The 18,035-nt window shown below is 31.2% G+C and carries 15 protein-coding genes; 6 read left to right on the forward strand and 9 right to left on the reverse strand.

Annotated features, from left to right (window positions below):
* Window positions 1-29 precede the first annotated feature (29 nt).
* Window positions 30-1,301 (reverse strand): SLC13 family permease, encoded by a 1,272-nt coding sequence (locus tag LQ615_RS03365; RefSeq protein WP_239704005.1) that lies wholly within the window; start codon window positions 1,299-1,301, stop codon window positions 30-32.
* A gap of 173 nt (window positions 1,302-1,474) precedes the next feature.
* Here LQ615_RS03365 and LQ615_RS03370 point away from each other — a divergent pair, with 173 nt between their 5' ends.
* Window positions 1,475-2,569, forward strand: a complete 1,095-nt coding sequence (locus tag LQ615_RS03370) for a tartrate dehydrogenase (protein ID WP_239704004.1) — start codon at window positions 1,475-1,477, stop codon at window positions 2,567-2,569.
* Window positions 2,570-2,683: 114 nt separating this feature from the next.
* Window positions 2,684-3,391, forward strand: a complete 708-nt coding sequence (locus LQ615_RS03375) for a GntR family transcriptional regulator (RefSeq protein WP_016999565.1) — start codon at window positions 2,684-2,686, stop codon at window positions 3,389-3,391.
* A gap of 46 nt (window positions 3,392-3,437) precedes the next feature.
* Here LQ615_RS03375 and LQ615_RS03380 read toward each other — a convergent pair whose 3' ends face one another.
* The 4 genes from LQ615_RS03380 to mqo form a co-directional block, all read right to left on the reverse strand.
* A complete protein-coding gene (locus LQ615_RS03380; RefSeq protein WP_016999566.1) occupies window positions 3,438-3,848 on the reverse strand; it encodes a VOC family protein in 411 nt (136 codons plus the stop codon).
* Window positions 3,849-3,967: 119 nt separating this feature from the next.
* Window positions 3,968-5,230 carry a Y-family DNA polymerase gene (locus LQ615_RS03385; protein ID WP_016999567.1) on the reverse strand — a complete coding sequence of 421 codons (1,263 nt, stop codon included), beginning with the start codon at window positions 5,228-5,230 and terminating at the stop codon, window positions 3,968-3,970.
* Between the two features lie 293 nt (window positions 5,231-5,523).
* Window positions 5,524-5,928: a sporulation protein gene (locus LQ615_RS03390; protein WP_016999568.1), complete on the reverse strand. Its 405-nt coding sequence runs from the start codon at window positions 5,926-5,928 to the stop codon at window positions 5,524-5,526.
* 273 nt (window positions 5,929-6,201) lie between these two features.
* Window positions 6,202-7,686, reverse strand: coding sequence for a malate dehydrogenase (quinone) (mqo, locus tag LQ615_RS03395; protein WP_016999569.1), 1,485 nt, complete (start codon window positions 7,684-7,686; stop codon window positions 6,202-6,204).
* A gap of 398 nt (window positions 7,687-8,084) precedes the next feature.
* Between mqo and LQ615_RS03400 the strand changes: the two genes are divergently transcribed.
* Complete coding sequence (locus LQ615_RS03400) at window positions 8,085-9,098, forward strand: cation diffusion facilitator family transporter (protein ID WP_239704003.1); 1,014 nt, start codon at window positions 8,085-8,087, stop codon at window positions 9,096-9,098.
* The gene (locus tag LQ615_RS03405) at window positions 9,098-9,283 is read left to right on the forward strand and encodes a 2-hydroxymuconate tautomerase (RefSeq protein WP_016999571.1); all 186 of its coding nucleotides are present in this window, start codon (window positions 9,098-9,100) and stop codon (window positions 9,281-9,283) included. The genes LQ615_RS03400 and LQ615_RS03405 overlap by 1 nt, the downstream gene beginning before the upstream one ends.
* Before the next feature lie 108 nt (window positions 9,284-9,391).
* Here the strand turns inward: LQ615_RS03405 and LQ615_RS03410 are convergent, their stop codons facing one another.
* Entirely contained in the window at window positions 9,392-10,369 is a 978-nt protein-coding gene (locus tag LQ615_RS03410) for an LCP family protein (protein ID WP_016999572.1), read from the reverse strand.
* Between the two features lie 154 nt (window positions 10,370-10,523).
* On the opposite strand from LQ615_RS03410, the gene msrA reads away from it, so the two are divergent.
* Together msrA and LQ615_RS03420 are read left to right on the forward strand one after the other, a co-directional pair.
* Entirely contained in the window at window positions 10,524-11,027 is a 504-nt protein-coding gene (gene msrA / locus LQ615_RS03415; RefSeq protein ID WP_026023649.1) for a peptide-methionine (S)-S-oxide reductase MsrA, read from the forward strand.
* 113 nt (window positions 11,028-11,140) lie between these two features.
* The gene (locus LQ615_RS03420) at window positions 11,141-11,758 is read left to right on the forward strand and encodes a DedA family protein (RefSeq protein WP_016999574.1); all 618 of its coding nucleotides are present in this window, start codon (window positions 11,141-11,143) and stop codon (window positions 11,756-11,758) included.
* A 20-nt stretch (window positions 11,759-11,778) separates the two neighbouring features.
* On the opposite strand, the gene mprF is transcribed toward LQ615_RS03420, so the two are convergent.
* From mprF to ptsG, 3 genes are all read right to left on the reverse strand, one after another.
* Window positions 11,779-14,328 (reverse strand): bifunctional lysylphosphatidylglycerol flippase/synthetase MprF, encoded by a 2,550-nt coding sequence (gene mprF, locus LQ615_RS03425; RefSeq protein WP_070045232.1) that lies wholly within the window; start codon window positions 14,326-14,328, stop codon window positions 11,779-11,781.
* Window positions 14,329-14,503: 175 nt separating this feature from the next.
* Entirely contained in the window at window positions 14,504-15,655 is a 1,152-nt protein-coding gene (locus LQ615_RS03430; RefSeq protein ID WP_082892512.1) for an AI-2E family transporter, read from the reverse strand.
* Between the two features lie 209 nt (window positions 15,656-15,864).
* Entirely contained in the window at window positions 15,865-17,892 is a 2,028-nt protein-coding gene (gene ptsG, locus LQ615_RS03435; RefSeq protein WP_016999576.1) for a glucose-specific PTS transporter subunit IIBC, read from the reverse strand.
* Between the last annotated feature and the right edge of the window lie 143 nt (window positions 17,893-18,035).

An 18,035-nucleotide genomic window follows, 5' to 3' on the forward strand; every position in this document is an offset into this window, starting at 1 on the left:
ACATAAAATAATTAAAATTGTAACTTTGTTTAATAAAACGGGAAGAAAATTGGCAGTAATATCATTGAAATAATAATAGATAATATGATTAAAGGAATACCTGCGATAGCATAATCTTTAAATTTAAATCCACCGAGACCATACACCATTGTATTTGCTGGCATACCAATTGGTGTTGCAAATGCTAAAGATCCACCAATAACTGTTGCCTTTACTACAGCACTTGGATCTGCTCCCATACCATTTGCTATAGATAAACTAATTGGTACTAACAAAGCTGTTGTAGCAGTATTCGACATAAAGTTTGTCATCACTGCAGATAATACTAAAATTACAAATAACAATACATAGGGGGAAGGATTTTTACCAAGTGTATTTATTAATACATTAGCTATTTCTTTACCTGCTCCTGATACATCTATTCCTTTTGCTAAAGCAAGTGATCCAACAAATAGAAGTATTGTATTCATATCTATAGTTTTCATTGCTTTTTTCTCTGTTATAACTCTCGTTGCTACAAGTATTAATGCTCCAATCCATGCTGATATATATAATGGTATACCAATTTGTTTTTCAAATATCATTGCAATAACAGTTAAAATTAATACACCTAATGCTACAATTTGCTTCCATTTAGGTACATTTGAATAGTCAACTTGTTGTGCATATATAGAATCTTCATCCAGATCTGTCTCTTCTCTTTTTGGAAGTAACTTACGACCAATTATTGCGAAATATAAAATACCAATTATTAATATTGGTAATCCTACTTTTGCATATTCAAAAAAGCCAAAGCCTTCCCCTATTTTTTTTAATGACGACTGAGCAATCATATTACCTGGAGCACCAATCAAACTTAAATTTCCTCCCATCGCTGCTGCGAATACTAGAGGTAGTAATAAGGTAGAACGCGAAAATCCAGCTTTAGCTGCAATTCCAATAACAACAGGAATCAACACTGCTGCTGTTCCAGTATTAGATAATACCCCTGACATTAAACCTGTTATTAACATTACTGCTACAATTAATTGCTTTTCTGTTTTGGCGAATTTTGTAACGATGCCTCCTATTTGCTGAGCCATCCCAGTTTCAAAAAATGCTCCCCCTACTATAAACATCGCCATAAATAAAAGTACATTACTATCTACAAATCCTGCAAACGCCTCTTCTGCTGTTAGAACATCTGTTAAAACTAAACCTACTGCAACAATCATAGCAGTAATAGACAAGGGTATTTTCTCCCAAGCAAACATGATAATTGCAAATACTAAAAATATTAGCGTGATTATTGATGCATCCATAAATAAAATCCCCCTTCAAATTTATGTTAGCGTTTTCATTTTTTCTAATCTTACATTAACGTATACATTAAGTCAATTAATTTATTTAATATACGATTAAATTCATTATAACTTGACTTTAATGTATACGTTGTTTGATAATAAGTTTATAACAAAGGAAAAGGAGAGATAATATGAATACGAAAAATACATTTAAGATTGCAGTAATACCTGGCGATGGAATTGGTAAAGAAGTTATTAATGAAGGTATTCGTGTTTTAAATCACTTATCAGAACAATCAAACGGTAAATTTTCATTTGAGTATGATTATTTTCCTTGGGGATGTGAATATTATTTAGAACATGAGAAAATGATGGCCGAAGATGGTTTAGAACAAATAAAAAATCATGATGCAATTTATTTTGGAGCAGTGGGTTTTCCTAATGTTCCGGATCATATTAGTTTGTGGGGGCTTCGCATAGCGACTTGTCAAGGCTTTGACCAATGGGCAAACATTCGACCAGTTGAATTTTTACCTGGAGTAAAAAGTAAACTTAATCACCCCAATGTTGAATCATTAAACTGGGTATTAATACGCGAAAATTCGGAAGGAGAATATTCAGGTATTGGTGGAAGAAACTTTACTGGTAGAGGTCCCGGTAATGAAGTAGCAGTACAATCTTCATTATTTACTGAAAAAGGCTGTGAACGTATTATCAGATTTGCTTTTGAAACTGCTAAAAAGAGAAAGCGTAAGAAAGTAACAAGCGTAACTAAAAGTAATGCTCAACAATATGGTATGGTGCTATGGGATGAAGTCTTTGAACGTGTAAGTAAAGAATACCCTGATGTTGAAACTGATCAATGGTTAGTAGATGCTATGGCAGCAAACTTTGTGCTTCACCCCGAAGATTTAGAAGTGGTTGTAGCATCAAACTTATTAGCAGATATTTTATCTGATTTAGGTAGTGCTTTAGCTGGTAGTTTAGGTATTGCAGCTAGTGCTAACTTAAATCCTGACGGAAGATATCCTAGTATGTTTGAATCAGTTCATGGCTCTGCGCCAGATATTGCTGGACAGGGAATTGCAAACCCTATTGGTGCTATTGGAAGTGCGGCATTAATGTTAGATAATTTCGGTCTCAAAGATGAAGCAATGCAATTAAATAACGCTATAAAAAAAGCAACTGATTCTGGCGCACTTACTCAAGATATAGGAGGAGACACTACAACTGAAGAAATGACTAATGCTATCATACAAAATTTAAATTCCAAAATTGTAAAATAATAGATTAGATAAATAACTTCTATTCATATTTGATAAAGCGTCTTTCTGGTATAATATACTTAACTAATATACGAGATAGACGTTTTTTTATTGTTTAATTTTGGAGGAGATTTTATGTCAAACGACGAACTAATTGAATATCAAAAATTGAAAGTCACATTAAATCAAATAGCTGAGCAGATTGATGAACAACGCTTACCTATTCGTGCTTATCATATTATTCGGATTGCTATAAAACAATTGAAATTAAAACCTGGTCAAACATTATTAGAACGAGAAATTGCTGAAGTTCTAGAGATGAGTCGTACTCCTGTTAGAGAAGCATTAGTTAGATTACAGACTGAAGGTTTACTCACACTCGTTCCTAGAAAAGGATTTATTATCAACCCGATAAAAAAGCAAGATTTAAAAGAGATTTATGAAATTACTGAAAGTTTAGATGGATTAGCAGTAGAATTAGCTACCTCAAAAATAACTCAAGAAAACATTAATCATTTAAAACATCTTGTATCTCTCCAACAAGAAAGTCTTGATCGAAATGATTTATATAATTGGTCTATTCTAGATGACCAATTTCATGCTGATTTAATTAGTTTTGCACAAAATACTAGACTAAGCAGTGTAATTAATATACATTCTGATCAATTATACAGAGCTAGATTATATACAATCAATAACCGCCCTATACCTTACCAATCTATTGTGGAACATCGTGCTATTATAGCTTGTATGGAAGCTAAAGATAAAAATGCGGCTAGATTTGCTATGCAATCACATAGAAATAGAGCTTGGGAAGAGATAGCTGAGACTTTAGAGGAATAACTAAAAAGCACACCGACTTTATAGCCGATGTGCTTTTTTATATTATTTATTCTTGATGGGTATATGAAAAATCCCAACCTATTCCAAATTTATCAATAACTTTAGCATAGGTTTGACCCCAAAACATTTTATCAAGTTCTACTTGTACTTGACCTTCTTTTTTAAATATTTCATAAACTTCTTTAATTTGCTCTTCTTGTTCAAAATCTAAAACAACATATATATTATGGTTCTTATTGAGAGACTCGTCATTATTAGGAACATCTGAAAACATTAATATATGACCATTTACCTCTAATTGTGCATGCAAAATTCTCTTAGGATCTTCTGCTGTTATGCCAGCATCTCCATATGTTTGTGATTCTCTTACACTTCCGTCTAGCGCTTCACTATAAAATGCCAATGCTTCTTCGCAAGTTCCGTTAAAGTAAAGATAAGGTGTAACTTGTTTAATCACATGCACCACTCCCCATATTTGATTATCGGTCAAAATTAAGTATATAAATGTGTGTATAGTTTGTCAAATATTATATTTTTACACACATTTATATTATGTTTATAGATTTATTATATAAATTACTTTTTATGTCCTGCTATGAGTCCTGCTCTTTCTCTTGCTGTAGCTGCTGGTGTATATGACACAGCTCTAGATACAACATTAGGACCGTATTTTCTTTTAAGTTTATCGATTGTCTTCTCAAGTGCTTCATCTCGTTGTCTTTCAAATTCATCAATAAATAAATTAAGTTGTCTTGCTCTTTCTGGCACAAAGTTATTTAAAGTGACGCTTAATGTTCGATATTTTGCTTGTTTATCGCACAATTGTTCTGCAAAGCTCCAAATCACTCTAAATATATCCATAGTTAAATTCGTGCCATCTTTTAAAGTATATTGTTTATTAACGCCGCCTTCTCCACTATATCCCATTGAAAAAGATATCGTCTTAACTAATAAATCTCTTGATCTTAAACGCATCGCAACTTCTTCTACTAATTCTAATAATACAACTTTCGTTTCATGATAGTAGTAATCTCTCATCAGTATTTGGCTCTTACATATCGTCGGATTCATAATACGATGTTTTTCTTTAATTTTGCTTAAATCTATACCATTTGCATGCAAATGTAAATCCGTGCCAATTACACCATACTCTCTCTTTAAATATTGCTGTGGATAGTGCGCTAAATCTCCAATTGTGAAAATACCTTTAGCATTTAATTTCTTCTCAGTTCTATGATTAATCCCCCAAAATTTACTAAGCGGATTTATGGGCCATAACTTTGTCGGTACATCTTGATATCTCCACTCAGCAATGAAATCTTCATTTGTCTTTGACTCCATATCCAATGAAACTTTACTCAATAACATATTAGAGCCTATGCCAATTGCGCACTGAATTTGGGTTTCTTCTTTGATTTCTCTCATTAAACGTTGAGCAAATGCTCTTGGTGTAGAACTAAACTGTTTGTAACTATCCGTAATATCTATAAAAAATTCATCAATACTATATTGATGAAAATCTTCAGGTGCGACGTAACGTAAAGCTATCTTAGTAATTGCTACAGAATATTCTAAATATCGTTTCATACTTGGATTAATAATGTAAATGTCATTTCTATGAGGTATTTCAAACAATCTTGATCCAGTTTTTACACCTAACTTTTTCAAAGGCTCCGTAGCTGCTAACACGATAGAACCTTGTCGTTTAGTATCTGCTATTACTGCTAATTTTGTTGTTAACGGATCCAGCCCTTTCATAATACAAGACACACTCGCAAAGAAGCTTTTCTGATCTATACATAAGATATCTCGGTCCTCACATAAATGATAATCATACATAATGTCACCTTCCCTCAATCGACTGAATATATTTTTATTATATACGAACATATGTTCTATTTCAACGTTAATACGTTTATTTTTGTATAAATAATGTTTTTAATCAACTGAAACGTTATATGTGTTGATGTTCAAAAGAAGGTTTCCCTTATTAATCCCTGTTATTCCAAAATAAAAATAAAACACACCACAAAAGCTAAGGATTACCCTACTTTTGTGGTGTGTTTTTAAGAATTTAGACATGAACGTTACAATACTAAAATAATAATATTTTTATAAACTAATAGTGAACACTATCTTACTATAATTAATCGTTCTTCGTCATCTGCACCGACAGATTGATCAATATGAACATGTGTTTTTAAGAAGATTTCTTCAGGTTCACCTTTAAAATCAATCTGTTCTAATTTGAATTCAAATTCATATTCTTGTTGTGCACCTTTTTTAATAACGAAAGATTTATTAACTTTGTATTTATGCAATACATTATCAAATTCAGCAAAATCACTATCTTCATCTTTGTTGTTAACTCTTTCAATTAAAGATAACATAATATATTCTACTTTAATGTCACATGAACCACCATAAAAAATCACTTTACCTTTAATTGGTTCTTCTTCATTAAAAGTTAATTTTTCTAGTCTCGTATCAATTTTTAAATTACCGATACCAATAGAAGTTAGTAATTTTTCAAACATAGAGTGAACCCCCCTTAATCTTCATTAAGAATAGTTTAACGCGATTGGGTTAAAAGTTAAAGAGAATAAAATCAATTTTTATTTTAGAGTTAAAGAAATTTGTAAATTTGTTACATACGATTAAATATACAGATTATAAATACATGGAAATTATACGCTAATGTGCATGTATTTCGATACTTTCACATTATATTACCAAAAAAAGCTCCCTTCAAAGATTTCACTTTTTTAGAGTGTGCTTTGAAAGAAGCCTATCAAAATTTTATAGTTCTATTATTTATATAATCCTAATGCTTTTGAAGTTGATGTATTAATTTCATCAAATACTTCAGGATTTTCAGACAATTGTACTTCATATGAAGGTATCATTTGTTTAATTCTTTGTTTCCATTCTGGGAATTGTTCTGGGAAACTTTTTTCTAATAACTGCAACATAACATGTACTGCTGTAGAAGCACCTGGAGAAGCACCTAGTAAAGCTGATATTGAACCGTCTTCACTTGTGACAAGCTCAGTACCAAATTGAAGTGTCCCTTTCCCACCTTCATCTGTGTCTTTAATTACTTGCACACGTTGGCCAGCAATTACAATGTCCCAATCTTCTAATTTTGCAGTTGGAATAAATTCTTTTAACTCTTCTAATCGTTTTTCATCAGATAAAAGTACTTGCTCCACTAAATATTTCGTTAATCCCATTTCTTTTAATCCAGCAGAAAGCATTGTTAAAACATTATTAGGTTTAACAGATTCAATTAAATCTAAATTTGAACCTGTTTTCAAGAACTTAGGTGAAAATCCAGCAAAAGGTCCAAATAATAATGTTCGTTTACCTTCAATGTATCTTGTATCTAAATGTGGTACTGACATTGGTGGCGCGCCGACTTTAGCTTTACCATAAACTTTGGCTTCATGTTTAGCAATAACGTCTTCATTATTACATACCATGAATAAACCACTAACTGGGAAGCCACCTATATTTGTAGATTCTTTAATACCTGTCTTCTGTAACAGCGGTAAACTGCCGCCACCAGCACCAATGAATACAAATTTAGTGTTATGATATTCAGTTTTCTTCGTTTCACTATTATAAATTTTTAATTGCCATGTGTTATCTTGATTTCTTCGAATATTCTGAACAGAATGATTGTAATATAACTCTACACCTTCATCTTTTAAATTACTTAAAAGTGAACGTGTTAAATTACCGAAGTTTACATCTGTACCAGATTCTATTTTAGTTGCTGCAATTTCTTCAGTAGTCGGACGTCCCTCCATCATTAATGGCATCCAATGTTTTAATGTTTCAAAATCATCAGTAAATGTCATACCTGTGAATAAAGGATTATTCGATAAAGCATCACAACGTTTTCTCAAAAATTCTATGTTTTTCTTTCCATAAACAAAACTCATATGTGGAACAGGACGAATAAATGATTTTGGATCAGCTAACTTACCTTGATTTACAAGATAAGTCCAAAATTGTTTTGATAACTGAAACTGTTCATTGATTTGGATTGCTTTATCAATATTAACGGAACCATCCGCCTCTTCTTTAGTGTAATTCAATTCACATAAAGCAGAATGTCCTGTACCTGCGTTGTTCCATTCATTAGAACTCTCTTCAGCTGGTTTAGATAATTTTTCGAATAATTTAATTTCTAAGTTTGGTGATAATTCTTTAAGCATTGTGCCTAAAGTCGCACTCATTATGCCACCACCAATTAATATTACATCTGTTTTCTTATGTATTGAATTCATAATTAACTACAGAGCCCCTTTCAATATTAATTTACTCATCTATATATGCCCATAACAAATATACAGAATTTCAGTTATTAAATTTGTTTACATAATTTTATGTATTAACTCTATTATAAACCTAATATCTATATTAAAAAAGTGTCAACTCATAGATAAGGTGTAATAAGACATTTAATGTATTAAGCTACATTAATATAGTAATCAAATAGTATGACATATTTAAATGTTATACATTTATAGTATAACACATTCCCTAGCTAATGGTCTTAAGAAATTTCAAACAACACTTATAGTTTACATAATAAAATTATAAGTATCTAAAATGATTAGCAATATTAAATTATGGGAATTAAGATGTTATCATTATAAAAATTTAATATGCAAAGGAGCTTGTTATGAGCAGATTTTTCAATTTACTTAAAAAAGGTAGCATGTCTTCTTTATCTGCTGCTATCGTTAACTTCATTCTTGGTTTTTTAAAGCTCTTCGCTTTTATTTTCACAGGCAACATCGCTATGTTTGCTGAAATGATGCATTCCTTTGGGGATGCAGCTAATCAATTATTCGTGTTTCTCGGTTCTGCTTTTTCAAAACGTAGTCCTAATGAGAAGTTCCCACTTGGATATGGTCGACTTATTAATCTAGTATGTTTAATAGCAGTTATAATTGTTGGGATTCTATCATACGAAACAGTAAAAGAAGGTTTTCACCATATTATTCATCCTAATGATACTGATGGCCCACTTTTATTTTTCTGGATTAATATCGGCGTACTCATTATCGGTATTGTTTTAGAAGGTACAGTGTTAAGAAAAGCTGGCAAAGAAATTTTAGAAGAAGCTGGAGAATCTAGCAAAGGTTTATTAACACCTTTCACTAAAAGTTATTTAAATATCAGCAAAGCAAAGCCCGCTACAAAACTTGTATTTATGGAAGATACAGTAGCAGCTGGTGGCGGTATAATCGCTGTATTATCCATTATCATTGCTCGATTAACTGGCTTAGGTATGCTTGAAGGTATTGCTTCAGTCATAATCGGTATCATGATGTTTATTATTGTCGGTATTATATTTGTTGAAAATGCCCAAGGTGTTCTTGGTATCGCTGATCACGAATCAGAAATACATGCTTCACGTATCATTCTAGATGAAAAAGCTGTATCCGATATTAAACGATTAGCTGTCATTAAAGAAGGAGAAGCATTGCATATTGAAGCATTATTAGAGTTAAACAAGAACTTTACGTTAAAAGAGTTGTCAGATATCAGAAAACGGATTATATTAAAGTTGTTAGACTTATCACATGTTGAGGATGTTAATATCGAATTCATTGAAGATGATGGCCAGCAAGACTGGCGCAGTGATACAGGTCCTTCAGCAAATATACAATATAATGAGGAGAGAAAATAATGCCAATCGTAAATGTTAAATTAATTGAAGGTAGATCAGATGAACAGTTAAGAGGTCTAGTTAATGATGTTACCGAAGCAGTACATAAGAATGCTAAAGCTCCAAAAGAAAATATACACGTTATCATTGAAGAAATGAAACCTGAACACTATGGTGTAGCAGGCGTTCGTAAATCAGATTCTTAATTTTTAAATATATTAAAAAAAGGGAGCGAGACTATGAAATCTTTAAAAATAAGATTTCTGTCTCGCTCCCTCTCACTTTGAATACGGATAATATGCCATACTCATCTACTATTCATCAAGAAATTCTTTTATTGCTTTTTTATTTTGTTCTTTATCAATACTTAAAACAGCACCATTTTCAATATCATTTTCATTTGTATAAGAGCCTTTTACTGGCACTGTTAAAGTCTTAATATCTTTATCGCCTCTAGCTATAAAGCTAGCTCCCGTTTTATAAATTGTTTGATCATCTAAATTTGTATTAACATAACCTCTTGCAATACCTGCAATTTTAGGTGCTTTCAGAACTGAATTTACACTTAATAGTTCTGATTTCAGTCCTGTCATAACTTGTTGTTGTCTTCTTACTCGTCCAAAGTCGCCTTCTTCGTCATTTCTATAACGCGCATAACCTAATAATTCTTTCCCGTTTAAGTTATGTTGACCTTTTTTCAGAGAAACACCAATTTTTTCAGACATGTCCTTTTCAACATTGATTGGAACACCGTCTGGTGCAATTTCATCAACCATTTGCTCGAATCCATCAAAGTCTATGATGGCATAGTACTCTGGATCAAGACCAAGGTTTTTCTTCAATGTTTTACGCAATAATTCTGGTCCACCAAGTGAGTATGCAGTATTGATTTTGTAATTTCGATAACCACCAGGTATTTCAGAATAAATATCTCTCATGACCGAAACGATTTTTAAATCTTTCTTTAAGTAATCATATTGAACAACCATAATTGAATCGGTTCTAGGCTGTGAGTTATCAACTTTACGATCTTCCCCTAACACAAGCACATTAACCTTACCATCATTTCTGGTAGAACTATGGAACTTATGTAATTGATGGTCCTTACCATTCTCAGTTGAAACTTTCAAGCCAGACTTATATGAAGCAGTTATATAGAATACTAACCCGATTAATAGCAAAATGATACCTAAAAGAATAAAAGGCCCTTTTTTAATTCTACGCTTTTTCGTTCTTCGTGGTATATCTGTTTGACGATTGTCATCTGTTTCTGATTGATTTTGCGAAGTCATTGTTACCAACCTTTTATCTTCAAAATTGATATTAATTATATTATAATTAATATCATACACTAAGTTAACCAATTTATGGTTTAAAAATCAAGAAAAAATTGTGAAACAATCGGAAAATAAGACTTGAGACTGAATAAAGGATGGTAAAATTATAATGAATATGAATAAAGCGTATTTCGCAGGTGGATGCTTTTGGTGCATGGTTAAACCATTCGATGAGTATGAAGGTATTGATAAAGTCACTTCAGGTTACATGGGTGGAACAACAGAAAATCCAACTTATGAAGAAGTAAAGACAGGAGAAACAGGGCATCTCGAAGTTGTTGAAATCCAATACGATGTTGCATTATTCTCATACAATAGATTATTAGAAATATTTTTTGCAATTATAGATCCTACTGATGCTCATGGGCAATTTCAAGATCGTGGCTCCCAATATCAAACAGCTATCTTTTATACAAATGATGACCAAAAGAAATTAGCTGAAGAATATATCGCACAGTTAAACGATAAATTACCTGAAAATCAAACAGTTGTAACAAAATTATTACCATATCAAACATTTTATGAAGCAGAAGATCATCACCAAGATTTTTATAAGAAAAATCCTGAAAGATATAAAGAAGAGCAATTAGAAAGAAGTCGTTTTAAAAAATAAATATACCTTTAGTTAAATAGCAGTAAAGTATGTACAATAGTATACTGTACTGTTATTTTTCTGTTTAAAGTTAATTATATTTTTGACATGAATCATTACATAAGGAGTTAATTATGGAACAATGGATTACTGATTTTATGACCCAATATGGATACGTAGGTATCTTTATACTCGTGTTTTTAGAATATATTATACATCCCTTCCCTTCTGAAATTGTATTAACATTTGCAGGATTTATGACAACACAATCTAATTTAAGTATTGTCGTCGTATGTATATTAGCAGTTGTTGGAGCGGTGCTTGGCGCGTTAGTATTATATGGCATCGGTGCTTGGATTGGCGAAGAACGTATATATCGTTTAATACATAAGCATGGTAAGTATATAGGAATTAAAACTAAAGATTTAGATAAAACAATTACTTGGCTAAATAAGTACGGAAATTGGGCTATATTTATCGGAAGATTTATTCCTATAGTAAGAACTTTGATATCTTTACCTGCAGGAATCACAAAAATGAATATACCTTTATTCATTGTATTAACAGCAATCGGTACCGGTATGTGGAATATACTACTGATTGTATTAGGCATGACATTAGGAAGTCATTGGCATAAAATAATTGAATTCGCAGGTATATATTCTAAATTATTTATCTTCATTATTGCGATTATTGTATTATATGTTCTATATCGTTGGTTTAAACGTATAAAAGAAACACGTGCAGATTAAAAAATAACGATAACACCTCGCTATTTGGTGTTATCGTTATTTTTTATTTTATAATTTATCGTTAAACTCACTCTTATTAAATTCCATAATAATGAACTATACTTTTTATAGACTAGAAATCTTGGTTCCCAATCTGGGTGGTATTTTTGTTTGTAATTTCTTAAACCTTGGAAGCTATATATACCGTTCATATTTTCAAAAACTTTAGCAGCAAATTTCTCTCTTAAGTATGCATATTTGTTATAACCTACGTTTGATAATGTAGCCATACCCATATTAAATTGTTTATAGCCTTGTTCTTTAGCCCAAAGCAACATGTGAATATATAGTGCATCCATCACTGCTATATCAATATCTTTATTCCATCTAATTAAATCAATCGATATCGACTGATTATAATTTGTATACATTAATGAACAAAATCCTACGATACCATATGCTTCATGACGTATAACAGCAATTGGAGCTTTATTTAAATAATTTAAATTAAAAGCGCCTACTGAAAAGTTCATTTCTTTTTTACCATTTAACCAATTATCACTTATAGTTTTCATCATTTGAATATCTTCTTCACTATATGGCGCCTCTAAAATTTCAAAGCGATAACCTTCAGTTTCAAGTTTATTATATGTTGCGCGCATACCTCTTTTCTTTTTTCCAGATAAGGTAAATGTATCTAGGTTAATGAGTGCTTCTTCACCAAGTTTAAAGAATACATTTCCATATTCATGGTATAAAGAAAGTAATTTAGTTTGTACTTGATAAAAAATGATATCTCTACCTAAAAAATACATTTGATCATAAAATTTAGTTAACACTTCAGAAAATTTATCTTCATTTCCGATAGGATCACCTAATACAATGACGGCATTCATTGTTTGACGATACATAATAAATACATCTTCATCTTCGTTTACAAAAAATTGTTTATCGCCTGTAAATGCTAGATGACTCACGTAAGAGCCTTCATATTTTTGAATGATATTTTCAATCGTTTTAAAATTAAAACCTTTAGTTAAATTTCTTTGATTATTTTTAGAAAGTATAAATGTTATGACTGTTCCTAGAAGTAATAATAATACGAGTACAACTATAAACAGACTAAATACGGCATATTTATCAAATTTTGTAACTTCATGTGGATATAAATTTAAATAATTCACTGTGATTATTCTGTTGAAAATAAACATGACAAGAATGAGTAAGCCACTTAGCAAAATTTTTATAGGTGTAACGATTTTTTTAACGACATTTGCATTCTTATAACCTATAAATAACAATATTAATAATATTGCTAACCATAAAAATGCAATAATTGTACCGTTCGTTAAAATCGACACGAACATTAATACTAGCGTTGATATAATACTCATTAATGTGGATCGCATTGTCCCGGACATTACACCTTTAGAACAAATAAGTAAAAGCAGTGTCGCAGCGGTATGTAAAGCTAGTAAAATAGAATAAAACGTATAATGATGAGAATAAATAGCATCATATAAAATAAATACATGATTAAAATATAAAACAAACCCAGTTATTCCGACTAATAATCCTAATGCGATAGAAGGAATTTTCGTCAATAAATCTCTTTGAATAGCTTTAATAAATGAAGTTGTATCCATCGCAGGCGTATAGAATTTGCTTTCTTCGATATACTTTCTAATAATACTCCCAAACTCGAATGTAGACAGTCCAAGAGCAATAATAAATGGAAAGAAATAATAAACAATTCTATACAGTAATAAAGCCAATAGAACTTGTTCTTCTGGTACGCCTAACGATTTAATGCCTAATAATATTACTAAATCAAAAGCACCAAATCCACCTGGAATCATACTCATTAGTCCTGATAAAGCTGCAATAACGAATATACCTACTAAATGTGAATAATCTACATGAACATTTAGAGCCAGTAAAATAACATATAGTAAAAAGCTCGCCGCTAACCATTCGAAAGCTGAAACTATTGTGAACTTAACACCTAATAATCTATCTTGCTCAGTGGAAGGCTTTAAAATTGAAAAAATTATAAATATCGGTAAAAAAGCACTGCCGATGTATAAAACAATTTTAGCCCATGAAATATTATCTAATAATGCATCGACTTTAAATAAATGCAGAACAATTAATAAACATAATAAACTCAGCCCACTTAACATAGAAAGTAATAATAAAGACACACTCTTGATGAGCACCTTTCTATCTTGGACTTCATTTCTATATGAATAAATTCTAATTCCAGCACCTATTAATCCGCCAAATCCTAAAATGCTATTAAAAGTATTAATGATGAAACTGATTGATAAAATTTTATGTAGCGGTAGTTTAATTTTTAATGATTGCTTTAACATAACGTCATATAAAGATAATATTAGGACAGATAGTACACCTAAAATAACAATACCGACAAATATAAATGTATCCATTTCTCTAAATAACACAAATGTCTTTTTAAAGTTAATTTTAGATATTTCATTATGTAGAATATAAATGACGACTATAAACACTAGACATATAAATGGAATTTTTAAAAACGAAATAATGCTCTTACTATTTAATAATTTCATATTTCGACCTCTTAATCATTTCTTCTACCAAATAATACCATAAAATTCAATAAATTTGTATTCATATATAGATTCAAAGCTATTACATATAAAAAAGCAGTGAAGAATTCCATTGTATTAGAATTCTTCACTGCTAGTCTTACTTTTTCTTAATTAGATTTATGATAGAAGATCATTAATTTTCTTTTATTACCTTATTATCTTCTATTTCATATGGTCCTGAATCATCTTTATAATATTTATTATATCTACGTTTAAATAAAGTAAATACGTGTGTTACAGCTACTTTAATAATAGCATATGCTGGAATTCCTAGAATAACACCTATTATGCCAGCTAAATTACCTGCACATAACAATACAAATATAATTGTAAGTGGATGAATTTTCATCGTTTTACCCATAATATTTGGCGAAATAAAATGCCCTTCTAAAAATTGTACTGCTGCCCAAACGATTGCAAGTTTAAGTAGCATAAATGGTGAATCAATCGCTGCCAATACTATTGCTGGTGAAATAGCTATCATAGGCCCTAAATAAGGCACTACACTTGTCACAGCAGCAATACTTGCTAATGTTAATGCGTAATCAAGTCCAATGATTGAATAGCCAATAAATAGTAATACACCAATACAGAATGCTACAATCATTTGTCCTTGAATATATGAACCAACTTGAAGGTTCATTTTATCAATTAAATCATGTGTATCTCTTCTAAATTTAGGAGGCATTAAACTAATGAAATAGTTTCTAAATTTTTCTCCATCTTTCAATAAGAAAAATAACACAAATGGGAATGTCGCTATAATAACAACAACATGCGTAATAGTAGAAACAAATGATTGGAATTTGTCTCCGAAACTACCTACTGAATTTGATATTTTTTTAGGAATATCACTAAAGTTTTGTTGTAACCAATTTTGAGCTTGAGTGTAATAATCCGCTATAAACGAATTTTTGGATAACTGTTTAATTTTATCGCTAAACTCATCTATATATGTAGGTAAGTTTTTTGAAAAGCTTTCTATTTGATGCTGTACGACTGGAATCAATAAAGTAACTATAAACGTAATACCTGCAATGATAATAAGTAGTAAAATAAGGATTCCCCATAATCGTGAAATATTCATCCTTTCCATAAAGTTTACTATTGGATTAAATAAATAAAATGCTATAAACGCAACGATAATTGGGCCAATTAAAGTTGTCGTTACTGTGATTAATGGTTCGAAAATAAATGAAACTTTTTGGAATATAAATACCGTTAAACCAATGAGTATAAGCAGACCTAAAATAAAATAAATATCTCGGCCTCCAAAAAATCTCATAAATCTTGTTTCTTTACCGTTCGAACCTCGACTTCGTGATTCTTTTTCCAAGAATAGCCCTCCTTGTATTAATTTATAGTCTATTATACCCTAATCGACGAAGTTTAACAGTAAAATTTTACATCAATAGTTTACATAATAATTTTATGATTTATCATAAAAAATAAAAAAGAGAAGAATCTATTTGAAGATTCTTCTCTTTATATATTCTATTTAACAATAAATATTTTATCGCCTTGTTCTACTTTTCCTTTAACTAATGTTTCTAACTTAGAATCATTAAGGTTTGTTACAACAATCGGTGTTACTGTGCTATCTGCATGCTCTTTAATATAGTCTAAATCTACTTTCATTAAAGGTTGTCCTTTAATAATATCAGTTTCTGCTTCTGCTAATATTTCAAATCCTTGACCTTCTAATTTAACAGTTTCTAAACCGAAATGAATTAGTAATTCCACACCTTCAGTTGATTCTAAACCAATAGCGTGCTTTGTAGGGAATGTCATTTTTAGTTTACCGTCAAATGGTGCTACAACTTCGCCTGTTTCTGGAATGATAGCTATGCCGTCACCCATCATTTTTTCAGAGAAAACTTTATCTGGTACTTCACTAATATCAATGATTTCACCTTTAATAGGAGAATAAATTGTTGCATCTCCTTCAGCTAGAATTTCAGCATTTTCTTGATTGCCTTCTTCTGTAACTGTTGTTTCGCTTGGTTTCGTAATTTCACCTGAAATAATACGTGCCATGTCATGTTTAATTTGATCTGATTTAGGTCCAAATATCGCTTGAATATTATTACCTACTTCAAGTACACCTGAAGCACCTAAACTTTTCAGTTCAGATTTATCAACTTGGTCTTTATCTTGAACTTCTACACGTAACCTGGTAATACAAGCATCTAAATGTTTAATGTTATCTTGACCACCCATTGCTTCTAAAACTGAGAACGGTAATTCACTATTAGATACAGTTGTTGTTTTTTGTTCTGCATCATCTCGACCAGGTGTTTTGTAATTGAATTTTGAAATAAAGAATCTAAACACAAAGTAGTAAATAACTGCGTATACTAAACCAACTGGGATTACTAGCCACCATGCTGTTTTACCTTGTAAGATTCCAAATGTGAAGAAATCAATGAATCCACCTGAGAATGTATAACCTAGATGTAAATCTAATAAATATAAAATTAAGAATGATAATCCGTCTAATATTGCGTGAATAAAGAATAATAATGGTGCTACAAATAAGAATGAGAATTCTAATGGTTCCGTAATACCTGTTAAGAATGATGTAAGTGCTGCTGAACCCATTAAACCAGCAACTACTTTCTTGTTTTCAGGTTTAGCTGTATGGTAAATTGCTAATGCTGCTGCAGGTAACCCGAACATCATAACTGGGAATTCACCTTGCATAAATTTACCAGCAGTTAAACTTACATTATCAGCAATTTGCGCTTGGAAAATTGATAAATCTCCGTGTACAACTTTCCCTGCTGCTGTAGTATATGATCCAAACTCAAACCAGAATGGCGCATGGAAAATATGATGTAAACCGAATGGAATTAACAGACGTTTAATAAATCCGAATAAGAATACTGCTAATCCAGTATTTGCATCGATTAAACTAGATGAGAATTCGTTTAATCCATATTGAACGTGTGGCCAAATCCAAGCCATTAAAAACGCTAATAGGAATGATGATGCAGCCATTACGATTGGTACGAAACGCTTACCAGCAAAGAAACCTAAGTATGATGGTAACGTAATGTTATAGAACTTGTTATAACACCATGCTGCTAAAGCACCAATGATGATACCGCCGAATACCCCTGTTTGTAACGTTGGGATACCAAGTACTAAAGCATTACCAGGGTTCTCAGCATTAATATCATCAGCTGTGATACCTAAATATTGACCCATAGTCATATTTAAAACTAAGTAACCTACGAATGCTGCTATAGCTGCAACACCGTCTCCACCTGCTAAACCAATTGCTACACCCATAGCGAATAGCATAGGTAAATTATCAAATATAATACTACCAGCACTCTGCATTAAATCAGAAATCATAACAACCGTATCATTTGTTAAGAACGGCATTATTTCAACTAAGTTAGGCGTTTGCATAGCTGACCCAAAAGCTAACAACAGCCCTGCTGCTGGTAAAATCGCAACTGGTAACATTAATGCTTTACCAATACGTTGCAACTGACCAAAGAACTTCTTGAACATTATAAAACCCTCCTGTATTTTGAACTTTATAAATTATGGCACTAAAAAAGGCATGAGCAAATAAACATACCCTTGGGTACATTTTATTTGCTCATGCCTAATCGTATTAGTAACACGCAATTTATAAGTTATTATTTAAGTGT

This window comes from Mammaliicoccus sp. C-M13 (assembly GCF_022386845.1).
GTDB lineage: Bacteria > Bacillota > Bacilli > Staphylococcales > Staphylococcaceae > Mammaliicoccus > Mammaliicoccus lentus.